Below are 11,603 nucleotides of genomic sequence, written 5' to 3'. Positions count from 1 at the left end.
GTCGCATTTTGTTACTAACCAATGACATCAAATGCCGTGATTGCGGTGGGAGAGGGGGACAACCAGGCGTTTTGCCACTCCACGTTCATAAAACCGTAACAAGAATGTTGCAGAGTTCCCGGGCCCGAAATCACAAGGATTTTCCTTAATGAAACGTCTGATGAAGTCTGCTGCACTCGCCGTTGCGGTTTCTCTCAGTGCCACCTCGGTGTTTGCTGCCGAGAGCATCCGCCTCACCGGTTCCGGTGCGAGTTTCCCAGCTCCGATCTACCTCACCTGGTTCAAGGATTTCAGCAAGAAAACCGAGGGTGTCACCGTTGATTACCAATCCAAAGGTAGCGGTGCGGGTGTACAGGACTTCCTGAACAAAACCGTCGACTTCGCCGCCAGCGACTCGGCCATGAAAGACGAAGACATCGCCAAGGTGGCCGAAGGCGCGCAACTGCTGCCGATGACCGCTGGTGAAATCGTGTTGGCGTTCAACCTGCCGGGCAATCCTAAAGAACTCAAATTGCCACGCGATGTGTACTCCAACATCTTCCTAGGCAAGATCACCAAGTGGAACGATCCCAAGATCGCCGCCGCCAACCCAGGCCTGAAACTGCCTGACATGCCGATCACTGTTGTCGTGCGTGCAGACTCCAGCGGCACCACCGCGGTGTTCACCAAGCACTTGGCCGCGATCAACCCTGAGTTCCAGAAAGACCTAGGCGAAGGCAACACCGTCAACTGGCCAGCCAGCGACAAGTTCATCAAGTCGCCGAAAAACGACGGTGTAACCGCCACTGTGCGTCAGACCCCAGGCGCGATTGGCTACATCGAATACGGCTTCGCCAAACTGGCCAAGGTTGACTTTGCCCAGCTGCAGAACAAGGCCGGCAAATACGTTGTACCTAACGCCGAAAGCGGCGCCGAAGCCCTGGCTGCGGTGAAAATGCCGGAAAGCCTGGTGGCCTGGCTGCCAGATCCGGATGGTGCCAAGTCCTACCCGATCACGTCCTACACCTGGATGATCTTCCGCAAGGACAACGGCAACCCAGCCAAAGCCAAGGCCATGCGTGAAATGGTCGAGTACAGCCTGACCGAAGGTCAGAAAATCGCCGACTCGATGGGCTACATCCCACTGCCTCCATCGGTTGTCGATCAAGTTCGCAAAGCTTCCGCCAACATCCAGTAAGGCCGCCAGGCCGCTCTCGGTATGGGTTGTCAGCCATGCCGGGAGCGTTTCCCCCTTGTTCCGGAAATAGCCAATGAACACACCTTTTGTCGTACCGGTTAACCCGGATTCTGCGTGCCAGCCACCTTCTACGAAGGATTTCCTGGTTGACCGCACCTTCCGTGCACTTGCACGCATAGGCGTAGTGCTGGTGCTGGCGCTGGTTTTCGCGCTGGTCTTCGAAGTAGGGCGCAAGGCACTTCCCGGCATGGAAAAGCACGGTTTTGACGTGCTGTTCGGCAGTGTCTGGGACGTTAACCAAGGCAAGTACGGCATTCTGCCAGCTATTTGGGGCACGCTTTACAGCGCCCTTATCGCGTTGCTGATCGCAGGCTTTTTCGGCGTCAGCATGGCGATTTTTCTCACCCAGGATTTCCTGCCGGCAAAACTCGCGGCGGTGTTTCGTACCATCGTTGAGTTGCTCGCCGCCATCCCCAGCGTGGTCTACGGCCTCTGGGGCATTTATGTAGTTATCCCGGCCATCCGCCCGCTGACTGCGTGGCTGAACACTGAACTGGGCTGGATCCCGTTTTTCGGCACGTCCCTGAGCGGGCCGGGCCTGCTGCCAGCCGCGCTGGTGCTGGCCATCATGATCCTGCCGACCATCGCCGCCGTGTCCCAGGACGCCCTCACCGGTGTGCCGATGAAAACCAAGCAGGCCGCCTACGGCATGGGTACCACACACTGGGAAGCGATTCTCAAGGTGATGGTGCCATCCGCCGCGACCGGCATCTTCGGTTCCCTCGTGCTAGGCCTCGGTCGCGCCCTGGGTGAAACCATGGCCCTGGCCATGCTGGTGGGTAACGCGAACAACATTTCCCTTTCGCTGTTTGCGCCGGCCAACACTTTGGCAGCCTTGTTGGCGCTGAACTTCCCCGAAGCCGGCCCGAACGAGATCGAAGTATTGATGTACGCCGCACTGGTCCTGATGTTTATCACGCTGCTGGTGAACATCATCGGTTCGATGATCATGGTCTACGCCCAGCGGGGTACCAAGTAATGACTGATCTCTCTACACCCATCACCGCCATGCCGAGCCTGCAGCGCCGGTTCGAAGGCCGTGCCTTGCGCAGCCTGGTGCTGACCACCCTGGTGTGGCTCGGTGCGCTGCTGGCCAGCGTGCCGCTGATTTCCGTGCTCTACATGCTGATCACCCGTGGAGGCGCACGCCTGAGCCTGGAAGTGTTCACCGAACTGCCGCCCACCGGTTTCGAGACGGGCGGTGGCTTCGGTAATGCCATGGCCGGTACATTCGTGATGGTGGGTATCGCTGCCGCCATTGCCGTGCCGGTCGGCATCCTGGCTGCCATCTTCCTTGCGGAGTTGGGCCCGGACAGCAAACTGGCGAACGCCTCGCGCTTCGCCGCCAAGATGCTCACCGGCTTGCCATCGATCCTGGCGGGTGTATTTGCCTACGCCTTGGTGGTGATGACCACTGGAACCTACTCGGCCCCGGCCGGTGGTGTAGCGCTGGCGGTGCTGATGCTGCCAATCGTGGTGCTGACGGCTGAAGAGTCGATGAAGATGGTGCCCAAGATCATGAAGGACGCGGCGTACGGCATGGGCTGCACCCGCTCGCAGGTGATCTGGAAAATCGTCTTGCCCACCGGCATGCCCGCGATCCTGACCGGCGTGATGCTCGCGGTAGCACGTGCCGCCGGCGAAACCGCCCCTCTGTTGTTTACCGCGCTGTTCAGCAACTACTGGATCTACCACGACGGCAGCCTGGCGGTGATGAATCCGACGGCGTCCCTGGCCGTGTTGATTTACAACTTCTCCGGCATGCCGTTCGACAATCAGCTCGAGCTCGCATGGGCGGCCTCGTTGGTGCTGGTAATGATCGTGCTGGTCGTGAATATCGTGAGCCGTATCTTCGGCAAGCCCAAGTACTAAGAACGGGAGCACCTGAATTTTGAACGTCTCAACTGCGCAAAAAGCCGCTCCGTTTGTCACCCAGGCACCTGTGGTCATGGACTGCAAGCTGGACAAGATTTTCTACGGCAACTTCATGGCGGTGCGTGATAGCCATGTGCCAATCGAGAAAAACAAGATCACCGGCTTCATCGGCCCGTCCGGCTGCGGCAAATCGACTGTGCTGCGTAGCCTCAACCGCATGAACGACCTGGTGAAAGGCTTCCGCTTCGAAGGCCACGTGCATTTCCTCGGCCAGGACGTCTACGGCAAGGGCGTGGATCCGGTGGTCGTACGTCGTTACATCGGCATGGTGTTCCAGCAGCCGAACCCGTTCTCGATGAGCATTTTCGACAACGTGGCCTTTGGCCTGCGCCTGAATCGTTACAAGGGCGACCTGGGCGACCGCGTAAAGCACGCGCTGCAGGGCGCGGCGTTGTGGGATGAGGTCAAGGACAAGCTCAAGGTCAGCGGCCTGTCGCTGTCCGGCGGCCAGCAGCAACGCCTGTGCATCGCTCGCGCCATTGCAACCGAGCCGGAAGTGCTGCTGTTGGACGAACCTTGCTCGGCGCTCGACCCCATTGCCACGCGTCGTGTCGAAGAGCTGATGGTCGAGTTGAAAAAGGACTACACCATCGCGCTGGTCACCCACAACATGCAGCAGGCGATCCGCGTGGCGGATACCACCGCGTTTTTCTCGGTGGACATCTCCCAGGGCACCCGTACCGGTTATCTGGTCGAAATGGGCCCAACGGCGCAGATCTTCGAAAACCCGCGTGAGCAAATGACCGGGGACTACATCAGCGGCAAGTTCAGCTGACCCATGCACCGTCTTTCAGGAATGCCAATGCCTGCAACACATCGTCTTGATCTGGTCGCGATTGAACGCGCCCTGCGTGAGGTCCAGGGCCGTTTTGCCCAACTGAGCCAGGACTTCACCGAACCACGCGACCCGCTGACAGACGAAGTGCTGCAGAATGTGCTTGAAGGTTATGCCCTGATTGACGACTATGTTGCGCGCGGTGTCGACCTGTTCGACCTCCAGCAACTGAACCTGATGCTGGAGATCAATGCCACGGTGCTCTGTGGCAAAGACCCGGTACGCCGGCAGGAATACGCGCAGCACCTGGCGGCGACCGAAGTGCACTTTTTCAACAATGTCGAAGGTGGCATCAAGGATTTGTATAACTGGTATTGCAAGCACCATAACGAATCCGTATGGAAGCGAGCAGCCGGTGTCTACGTGAGGGTCCTGAGCAAGCCGCAGTTGTTCATTGAAGGCAACCACCGCAGTGGGTCGCTGATCGTCAGCTACCTGCTGATGCGCGAGGGGTTGCCACCGTTTGTGCTGACGCTGGACAACGCCGAGGGCTATTTCAACCCGTCCTCGGTGATACGCAACTCCGCCAAGCATGGCGTAATGGCGTTGTACGAATTGCCCAAGATCAAGAAAAAATACGCAGCGTTCCTGGAAGATAACGCTCCAGATCTAACCGAGTTTTTCCTGAGCGACACACCAGCGCCCGCCCACCAGGGGGGCCAATGATGGGAAGGTACCCAGTGCTCGACACGATCAAGCGTGTGTTCATCAAGCGTCAGCGAATCCGTATTTCGTTCGACATCGACGACACACTGGCCTGTCAGCTGCACCACAGTGCAACCGAGCACAGCCGCTTGCCGGCGTGTGTGCACCGTTGGCTGGGCGAGCCCTTGCGCTGCGGCACCCGTTCTCTGACCCGTGAGCTGCGTCGCCAGGGTTGCAGCGTTTGGGTCTACACCTCGTCCGGCCGTACGCCGTCCTACATCCGGCGTTGGTTATTGCTGTATGGCATCCATGTCGACGGCGTGGTCAACAGTGCGCGACATAGCCAGGCCCTGACCGAACGTGGGCTGACGAGCACCCCGTCAAAATTCCCACCGGCCTTCGACATCGATTTGCATGTCGATGATTCCGAAGGCGTTCAGCTTGAAGGCTTCGATCACGGGTTTCGCGTGGTGGTCGTGGACCCGGAAGATGAGCAGTGGGCGCAGCGTGTGTTGGAGGCTGTTGCACAGGTCCAGGTGCAGTTGGCTCGCCAACAGCCGCAGAGGCACAAGGTGCCGGTGCGGGCTTATCCAGGGCTGACGTTGAACGGATGATACAAAAGGGGCGACTGATTGATCAGTCGCCCCTTTTGTTTACTTGGCGTTCAACGCCCCAAGAAACTCGGTGTGCCGTAACACCTTCGAAAACATCGACAGCGTGAAGTTTTCAGCCGCTTTTTGCTGTTCATCGGTGAACGTTGCCGTGCAGTCGGCCAGCGTCACCACGTTATAACCCTTCTCATAACCTGATCGAACGGTGCCTTCGACGCAGCAGTTGGTCAGGAATCCCGCCACCACCAGGTTCTGAATGCCGTTGTTGCGCAGTACCAGATCCAAGCCGGTGGTGGCAAAACCATCCAGGCCGCGTTTGCCTTCCACAAGAATATCCCCGGTTTCACGGCTGATCGCCTCGGTAATCTCGGCGCCCCAACTGCCGGAAAGGAAAGCCGCACCATCGGCAACACCCTTCAAGATTCCATAGTCACGCGTCGTCAGTTCCGGGTAGCCCTCGGTGAACTGGATCGGCAGGTGAATGATCTTCACGCCCAGTGCGCGTGCCTGTTGCACGGTCGTTGCAGTGGTGGCCAGCATGTCGGACTGGTGCATGACGTCTTTGACGGCGTCATGGAACACGCCACCTGGGGTGGTGAAGTCGTTTTGAAACTCAATCAGGACAAGAGCGGTGGCGTTTGGATTCATGATGAGGCTCCGAGAGGTGTCACTGGATTGACCCTTCAGAGTATATTCACTGAATTAACCCCCACAAGGACAGTGCAATGACCCGCTATTTCAAACATCCAGAGAGTGACCAGGTCGAAGAAGTCGATGCGTTCCAGGTGTTGGCAGTCTTGTTTCTCGGCCCGCTCTACCTGCTCTTCGCAGGCCTTTGGCGCCACCTGCTGATCTGGGCTGTGGCATTAGGGCTGGGTTTTCTCGCAGGCCCGCCCTGGGTGGCGATACCCATTGCCGGGTTGCCCATCATCTACTGCTTCCTGATCCGTAAAATCGTCGCCGCTGAGTATGTGAAGAAGGGCTGGGTTGAAGTGCCTGACCCGGCGCTGGCATTCAAAAAATCATCGACAGCGGCGGAGTCTGTCGTCGAGTAGTTACTGGGAAGCAGGCATCACCTGCTTCCTGGCGCGTGGTGTCCATTCCGTTGGGAGGTCGCCACGATAGCGGGTCAGGTGGCGCAAATACTTGGATGACGTTGCGGTTTTTCCTCTAGATGCTGACCTAGCTCACTGATCTACCAAGCTTTTTTACTGGCTTACTGAAGCAAGAAAGCTGCCCCGCGACCTTGCGTCAAAGCGACTGGATCTATATATTCCCAACCCTGCAACACGCGCTGCCGCCCGAATGGCGAAACTGGTAGACGCATGGGACTTAAAATCCCCCGCTCGTAAGGGCGTCCCGGTTCGATTCCGGGTTCGGGCACCATCATTTGGTTTCACGACATCCCAGGAGGTCGCTGAAGCCCCCAAAGAACCTGCCTTGTGCAGGTTTTTTTGTGGCCGGCTTTTTTACTCGGAATTACGTCTGCTCCTCGGTGACCAAACGGATATGGCGATAACGTCTTTTTGAACAGATGCTTAGCGGTGACTTCAAGAAATAGTCGAGGCGTGTACGAAGTGGCATTCAAGAAATCAGGACACTTCAGACGCTGACTTTGCTTCCAAATGACCTCTGCCGAATTGTTAAATCTTGGGCTCCCGATTAGGTAAATGAGGCGCTGTCCATGACTGAAGACTTGCTTAAATCATTCTCCAAGGAAGTCATGCAAAACGGGCCTGAGTCGACGTTGCCTTGTAACTTGAGCGACCAGTGGCTTGAGGTTTTATCCGCGCAGTTGGAGGATTTTTTCGAGAATGATTCGGATGAGTGCCTTTCACTCCCCATGATGGCGGTACTTCACATCCTGTTTGCGAAAAGTAAGGGGGAGGCGATCTCGGAAACTCAAGACAGGCTGTTTGATCATCTTTGCAACTACCGGATAGAGCTGGGGTTGGAAGAGATCAGACGGAAAACGGATGTGAGTGTAGAACCCGCCAGTCTGGAAAGCATATTAACCAATCGCCGAGTGACCTTTGAGTGATAGGTCGATTGATTACGCTGAAGTACAAATGATGTGCCTGGGCGCGTATTTATTCACCCAACGCAACCTCCTAGAGTGCCTCCCATTCGCCGCCCTGCCATCTCGTCAAGGCGCGAACTGGAGAATTTGTTATGCCTTTCATCAATGCAACCGAATACCGGAATAACCCGCTGGAGTCTGCATCGTGACGCGCACTGTGAGCATCGACTTCGTCTCGGATGTGATGTGCCCTTGGTGTGCACTCGGCGCTGTAGCGCTGCAACAGGCCATCGCGAACCTGGCGGGCGAGGTTGCTGTGGAGCTGACCTTCAAACCCTTCGAGCTGAACCCGGACATGCCGCCTGAGGGCGAAAACGCTGTCGAACACATGATGCGTAAATATGGCCGCACCTTGGCCGAAGTCACCGCGCGTAATGTCATGGTGATCGACCGTGGCAACGCTTTAGGCTTCACGTTCGACTTGGCGAAGCGTACGCACTTCTACAACTCCTTTGACGCCCACCGTCTGTTGTATTGGTCGGTGGCGCAGGATCGCCAAGTTGCACTGAAGCACATTCTGTTCAAGGCGCATTTCAGTGATGGGGAAAATATCAGCAGCCACGACACCTTAGTGCGTCTTGCCGGAGAGGTGGGGCTCTCGACTGTACGCGCCCAGGAAGTGCTGGACAGTGGGGAGTTAACTGCTGAAGTCCGTGAGCTTGAAGATTTTTACCGCATGCGCGGGATCAACGCTGTGCCTGCCATGGTACTGAATGGGCGTCACCTGGTGGCTGGCTCACAGTCCGTCGAGGAATACGAACAAGCCATCAGGCAAATAGCGGTTGCGCCGTGATTACACGAACGGCTGCCCACTAAACCCTCGGGGCAAACGCTGCAAACCAGGCAAGTCGGTGAGGCGCTGCGTCCACGCGCTGCGCCAGTCGACGGCGGAGTGGGTCTTGGCTTTGCGATTGGCGCGGCGGGCCGCGTTGCGCTGGGTGCGTCGTGCTTCTTTGTACACGTCGGTATTGCGGCAGGTACGGCATTTGACTCGATTCAGCTCGGTGCTGGAAGGGAGGTTTGTGCCGTGGTGGCCACAGGCCAAGTGACCTGCAACCTTGAAGTGAATGACCATGTAAGCGTCTCCTTCTTGGGGGTACGCACATCGGTAGACCCACGATGCGCGCGGGGAGGGCGGGGTGTAAAAACCTCGACACCTAGGGTTACGACCCCAACAACCAGGCAGCGTTCGGTTTTGGCTATAGGCCTGTTCAAGCCTGGCACCTGAGGCTAACCTGCCAGGCCACCCATCAAGAATAAGGAAGCAATGATGAGCGTCGATACCCTGCCATACGAGGGCAGTTGCCGTTGTGAGCGTGTGCGCTTCAGCGTGAGTGCCGCCCCGGTGATTACCATGGCCTGCCATTGCACCGGCTGCCAGAAGATGTCTTCCAGCGCGTTCTCACTGAGCGCGCTGATTCCCGCCAGCGGCTTCACGGTGACCCAGGGTTGCCCGGTGATCGGCGGTTTGCAGGGCGTGGATCGCCACTATTTCTGCCCCCATTGCATGAGCTGGTTGTTCACCCGGCCCCACGGCATCGATGAGTTCGTCAACGTGCGCGCCGCCTTGTTGGATAATGCCAGCGGTTACGTGCCTTTCATGGAGACCTGGACCCGCGAGAAGCTGCCGTGGGCGTCCACCCCAGCGGTGGAAAGCTTTGCGCAGTTGCCCGAGCCACATGAGTTCCCGCGCTTGATGCAGGCCTACGCCGAGTTCAGTCGATCAGCGCCAGCAAGTCCGTAGTGCCCACATCCAACCCCGCCTGGGTCAGCAAGGTCGTGGCCTGGCCCCGGTGGTGGGTCTGGTGATTGAAAAAGTGCACCAGGAGGCTGAAGAAGTCCTTATCGGCCGTCACGCCGCGCATGTTGCTGTAATGCAGGCGATGGTCCAGATCGGTCTCCTGCACGGTGTGGCTCCAATCGACGATCAACTGGTCCAGCCAGGAGCGATAGGTTGCCAGCTCGCGTATATCCGCGAAGGCCGGTTGTTTGAGATCAGCAGGCGTAGCAACAGCCTGCATCGGAGCCAGTGCTGAAAAGCCTGCTGGATGCTGCGCAAAACGCTTGAGCCAGACGGTGTCGCCCAGCGCGAGGTGGTTCAGGGTGCCGAGGATCGAGCCGAAAAATGCCTGTCGGTCCATCGCCAGCTCCGCGTCCGTCAATGTCAGGGCCGCGTCATAGAGCTTGCGGTTCATCCACTGGTTGTAATTTGCCATCAGTGCGATGTGCTCAGTCCGGTTCACTTGGGTTTTCTCTCGAAGTCGCGGTAAGGCCATGATAGGCCGTGACCGCCCGGCGGTCATGGTGTTCCGGAAAGGCCGGGCTATGGTTGATAGACGCCAACGCTGCGCCCTCGGAGGGTGACACCATGAACACCAGTGATTTACTTGAACAACTCTTGCGCGCCGGGCAAGGCGGCAGTCCGTCATCCGGCGGACTGGGTGGGCTCCTCGGTGGGTTATTGAAAGGCACCCGCACGGGCAATGCATCAACCGGTGGCGGCCTGGGTGATTTATTGGGCGGTCTGGGTGGCATGTTGGGTGGCACCACGGGCACTCGTCCCGTGCAAGGGCGTTCCGGCGGGATGAACTACGCTGCGTTGGCCTCCCTCGGTATGGCGGCATTCCAGGCCTACCAAGCCTGGCAACGCCAGCAGGCCACTGCGCCGCAGCAAGCCTTCCAGACAGTGGACCAGCTCGACGGCCCCGCAGCCGAAGCCCACAGCCACGCGGTATTACGTGCCTTGATTGCCGCCGCGAAAGCCGATGGGCGCATTGATGAGCAAGAACAGGCGCTGATTTCCAGTGAGCTGGGCCGCCATACCGACGACCCGCAACTGCAACAGTGGCTCGACGCCGAAGTCGCCAAGCCTCTGGATGCTGCGGACTTCGCCGAGTTCGCTAGTGACCCGGCCATGGCGGCCGAGGTGTACCTGGCCAGTGTGATGTTGGTGGACGATCAGCAGGACGCCGAGCGCAACTACCTGGATGCCCTGGCGGCGCAGTTGCAAATCGACCCGCAATTGCAATTGCACCTGGAACAACAAGCCAAGGCCTAGAACCGTAATGTGGCTCCGGTGGTGAGCCATTGCGCGCGCTCGCCGATCAGGCTACGCCCGACCACCAGGTCCACGTCGACAAATTCGCCGACGTGAAACCTGGGCCCGGCCTGCCAGGCCTGGTCACCGCCGTCCTGGCCGTAACGCTCGGCGACCAGCGTCAATGAATGTGCCACTTGGTACTCAAGGCCGGTGCCCCAGGTCAGGCGGTGTTTTTGGTCGCCGTCATTGTAGATGTGGGACCAACCGGCATTCACGCTCAGGCGCAGGGGCTCCAGCGGCTGCCACGTCACCGGAATGTTGAAGTCGGTGCCATCAAAGCCGTGCCGACGACCGTGTGCAAAGTGCGCACCGGCTGACATGGCCATTTCCAGCCCCAGATCTTCCCGCGACCATACTTGCGCCTTGAGCTGTGGGTTCACTTGGGTTTCGCCCTTGTCTGCGCTGGTAGCGCGGGACAAGGCTGCGCCCCATTGCACCGAAGGCAACGCAGCAAAGGTGCAGGCGGGCGACAGCGTTTCAGTGTGAGTGCTGCCATCGTGGCGGTTGGCGGTGTGCCAGGCGTCGACATTGCATTCGCCCGGCGCATTGATCGCGCCGTCATCGACCACGTAAGAACCACCGGCCGCATTGGCCTTGGACAGCAAGGCAATCGTCAACAGGATGCCCAGGGTCAGCCCGATAAAGATCAGGTTGCGCTGCAACGCGCGACGCTTGGCCGGTGGCAGCAGCAACAGAGTATGACGCGCACCTCGGTAGTGACGCGCACGGTATTTGGCGAACCCGTCCTGGCGTTGTGGGGTATGTTTTTTGTGCATGATGCACCTCGCATGAATTCAGCTTTCTACGGTCAGCACCGAAATGCCGCTGGCTTTGGCCTGGCAGACCAGCTCAGAGGTGTCGTCCCCGCCGGGCAGGGCGATGACCACGTCTGGGCGGCTGTCAGTCAGCATGAAATGGTTGCGCTGGCGTTCCGCCTGCTTGCCGTGGCGTTGCCAGTTGGGCGGGTAGCGCACCACGTCGATGCCCAATTCCCGTGCCCATTCCTCGACGTCGCTGCCGAGGAATTGGTTGCCGCCGTGGATCAATACCTGCACCGGGCGCAGGCGGTGGTAAGCGTCCAGCACTTGGCGGGACATTTTGGTGTCGGCGTAATGACGACCTGCACAGATCAAGACGCGCATAAGGTGATTCCTTGTGTT

Annotated in this window: 16 protein-coding genes and 1 tRNA gene; 12 read left to right on the top strand and 5 right to left on the bottom strand. The window is 58.6% G+C overall.

Annotated elements, in window-relative coordinates; translation table 11 throughout:
- Window positions 1–148 precede the first annotated feature (148 nt).
- From pstS to HX793_RS10625, 6 genes are all read left to right on the top strand, one after another.
- Window positions 149–1,177 carry a phosphate ABC transporter substrate-binding protein PstS gene (pstS, locus tag HX793_RS10650; RefSeq protein WP_016978033.1) on the top strand — a complete coding sequence of 343 codons (1,029 nt, stop codon included), beginning with the start codon at window positions 149–151 and terminating at the stop codon, window positions 1,175–1,177.
- A 73-nt stretch (window positions 1,178–1,250) separates the two neighbouring features.
- Window positions 1,251–2,216 carry a phosphate ABC transporter permease subunit PstC gene (pstC, locus tag HX793_RS10645; RefSeq protein WP_016978032.1) on the top strand — a complete coding sequence of 322 codons (966 nt, stop codon included), beginning with the start codon at window positions 1,251–1,253 and terminating at the stop codon, window positions 2,214–2,216.
- Window positions 2,216–3,109, top strand: a complete 894-nt coding sequence (gene pstA, locus HX793_RS10640) for a phosphate ABC transporter permease PstA (protein WP_028616256.1) — start codon at window positions 2,216–2,218, stop codon at window positions 3,107–3,109. Before pstC ends, pstA begins: the two co-directional genes overlap by 1 nt.
- A gap of 76 nt (window positions 3,110–3,185) precedes the next feature.
- Window positions 3,186–3,947 (top strand): phosphate ABC transporter ATP-binding protein PstB, encoded by a 762-nt coding sequence (gene pstB, locus HX793_RS10635; protein ID WP_010210300.1) that lies wholly within the window; start codon window positions 3,186–3,188, stop codon window positions 3,945–3,947.
- Between the two features lie 27 nt (window positions 3,948–3,974).
- The gene (locus HX793_RS10630; protein ID WP_177096063.1) at window positions 3,975–4,673 is read left to right on the top strand and encodes a hypothetical protein; all 699 of its coding nucleotides are present in this window, start codon (window positions 3,975–3,977) and stop codon (window positions 4,671–4,673) included.
- Window positions 4,673–5,266, top strand: a complete 594-nt coding sequence (locus HX793_RS10625; protein WP_177096183.1) for a hypothetical protein — start codon at window positions 4,673–4,675, stop codon at window positions 5,264–5,266. Before HX793_RS10630 ends, HX793_RS10625 begins: the two co-directional genes overlap by 1 nt.
- Window positions 5,267–5,305: 39 nt before the next feature.
- Here HX793_RS10625 and HX793_RS10620 read toward each other — a convergent pair whose 3' ends face one another.
- Window positions 5,306–5,911, bottom strand: coding sequence for a cysteine hydrolase family protein (locus HX793_RS10620; RefSeq protein WP_177096061.1), 606 nt, complete (start codon window positions 5,909–5,911; stop codon window positions 5,306–5,308).
- 77 nt (window positions 5,912–5,988) lie between these two features.
- Here HX793_RS10620 and HX793_RS10615 point away from each other — a divergent pair, with 77 nt between their 5' ends.
- From HX793_RS10615 to HX793_RS10600, 4 genes are all read left to right on the top strand, one after another.
- Window positions 5,989–6,318, top strand: a complete 330-nt coding sequence (locus HX793_RS10615; RefSeq protein ID WP_177096059.1) for a hypothetical protein — start codon at window positions 5,989–5,991, stop codon at window positions 6,316–6,318.
- 244 nt (window positions 6,319–6,562) lie between these two features.
- Window positions 6,563–6,649 (top strand) — tRNA-Leu (locus tag HX793_RS10610).
- Between the two features lie 298 nt (window positions 6,650–6,947).
- Window positions 6,948–7,304 (top strand): hypothetical protein, encoded by a 357-nt coding sequence (locus tag HX793_RS10605; RefSeq protein ID WP_177096057.1) that lies wholly within the window; start codon window positions 6,948–6,950, stop codon window positions 7,302–7,304.
- Window positions 7,305–7,488: 184 nt separating this feature from the next.
- Complete coding sequence (locus HX793_RS10600; protein ID WP_177096055.1) at window positions 7,489–8,136, top strand: DsbA family oxidoreductase; 648 nt, start codon at window positions 7,489–7,491, stop codon at window positions 8,134–8,136.
- On the opposite strand, the gene HX793_RS10595 is transcribed toward HX793_RS10600, so the two are convergent.
- On the bottom strand, window positions 8,137–8,418 hold the full coding sequence (locus HX793_RS10595; protein WP_016975778.1) for a hypothetical protein: 282 nt from the start codon (window positions 8,416–8,418) through the stop codon (window positions 8,137–8,139).
- 195 nt (window positions 8,419–8,613) lie between these two features.
- Between HX793_RS10595 and HX793_RS10590 the strand changes: the two genes are divergently transcribed.
- On the top strand, window positions 8,614–9,087 hold the full coding sequence (locus tag HX793_RS10590; protein WP_177096052.1) for a GFA family protein: 474 nt from the start codon (window positions 8,614–8,616) through the stop codon (window positions 9,085–9,087).
- Here HX793_RS10590 and HX793_RS10585 read toward each other — a convergent pair.
- Window positions 9,059–9,586 (bottom strand): DinB family protein, encoded by a 528-nt coding sequence (locus HX793_RS10585; RefSeq protein WP_177096049.1) that lies wholly within the window; start codon window positions 9,584–9,586, stop codon window positions 9,059–9,061. The two genes, HX793_RS10590 and HX793_RS10585, sit on opposite strands and share 29 nt — an antisense overlap.
- A gap of 125 nt (window positions 9,587–9,711) precedes the next feature.
- Between HX793_RS10585 and HX793_RS10580 the strand changes: the two genes are divergently transcribed.
- The gene (locus HX793_RS10580) at window positions 9,712–10,401 is read left to right on the top strand and encodes a tellurite resistance TerB family protein (protein ID WP_177096047.1); all 690 of its coding nucleotides are present in this window, start codon (window positions 9,712–9,714) and stop codon (window positions 10,399–10,401) included.
- Here HX793_RS10580 and HX793_RS10575 read toward each other — a convergent pair.
- A complete protein-coding gene (locus tag HX793_RS10575) occupies window positions 10,398–11,219 on the bottom strand; it encodes a PA4824 family protein (RefSeq protein ID WP_177049729.1) in 822 nt (273 codons plus the stop codon). The two genes, HX793_RS10580 and HX793_RS10575, sit on opposite strands and share 4 nt — an antisense overlap.
- An 18-nt stretch (window positions 11,220–11,237) precedes the next feature.
- The gene (locus tag HX793_RS10570; protein WP_025999705.1) at window positions 11,238–11,585 is read right to left on the bottom strand and encodes a DUF2493 domain-containing protein; all 348 of its coding nucleotides are present in this window, start codon (window positions 11,583–11,585) and stop codon (window positions 11,238–11,240) included.
- Window positions 11,586–11,603 lie beyond the last annotated feature (18 nt).

The sequence above is a fragment of the Pseudomonas reactans genome, assembly GCF_013387025.1.
Taxonomy (GTDB): Bacteria; Pseudomonadota; Gammaproteobacteria; order Pseudomonadales; family Pseudomonadaceae; genus Aquipseudomonas; species Aquipseudomonas reactans.
This window is presented reverse-complemented; position numbering and strand designations above follow the sequence as displayed.

Bases quoted from the DNA above. Each gene is read 5' to 3' on its own strand.
- HX793_RS10620 (WP_177096061.1), bottom strand. From the start codon at position 5,911: ATGAATCCAAACGCCACCGCTCTTGTCCTGATTGAGTTTCAAAACGAC.
- HX793_RS10595 (WP_016975778.1), bottom strand. From the start codon at position 8,418: ATGGTCATTCACTTCAAGGTTGCAGGTCACTTGGCCTGTGGCCACCAC.
- pstB (WP_010210300.1), top strand. From the start codon at position 3,186: ATGGACTGCAAGCTGGACAAGATTTTCTACGGCAACTTCATGGCGGTG.
- HX793_RS10575 (WP_177049729.1), bottom strand. From the start codon at position 11,219: ATGCACAAAAAACATACCCCACAACGCCAGGACGGGTTCGCCAAATAC.
- HX793_RS10625 (WP_177096183.1), top strand. From the start codon at position 4,673: ATGGGAAGGTACCCAGTGCTCGACACGATCAAGCGTGTGTTCATCAAG.
- HX793_RS10605 (WP_177096057.1), top strand. From the start codon at position 6,948: ATGACTGAAGACTTGCTTAAATCATTCTCCAAGGAAGTCATGCAAAAC.
- HX793_RS10630 (WP_177096063.1), top strand. From the start codon at position 3,975: ATGCCTGCAACACATCGTCTTGATCTGGTCGCGATTGAACGCGCCCTG.
- HX793_RS10570 (WP_025999705.1), bottom strand. From the start codon at position 11,585: ATGCGCGTCTTGATCTGTGCAGGTCGTCATTACGCCGACACCAAAATG.
- HX793_RS10590 (WP_177096052.1), top strand. From the start codon at position 8,614: ATGAGCGTCGATACCCTGCCATACGAGGGCAGTTGCCGTTGTGAGCGT.
- pstS (WP_016978033.1), top strand. From the start codon at position 149: ATGAAACGTCTGATGAAGTCTGCTGCACTCGCCGTTGCGGTTTCTCTC.
- HX793_RS10580 (WP_177096047.1), top strand. From the start codon at position 9,712: ATGAACACCAGTGATTTACTTGAACAACTCTTGCGCGCCGGGCAAGGC.
- pstC (WP_016978032.1), top strand. From the start codon at position 1,251: ATGAACACACCTTTTGTCGTACCGGTTAACCCGGATTCTGCGTGCCAG.
- HX793_RS10615 (WP_177096059.1), top strand. From the start codon at position 5,989: ATGACCCGCTATTTCAAACATCCAGAGAGTGACCAGGTCGAAGAAGTC.
- pstA (WP_028616256.1), top strand. From the start codon at position 2,216: ATGACTGATCTCTCTACACCCATCACCGCCATGCCGAGCCTGCAGCGC.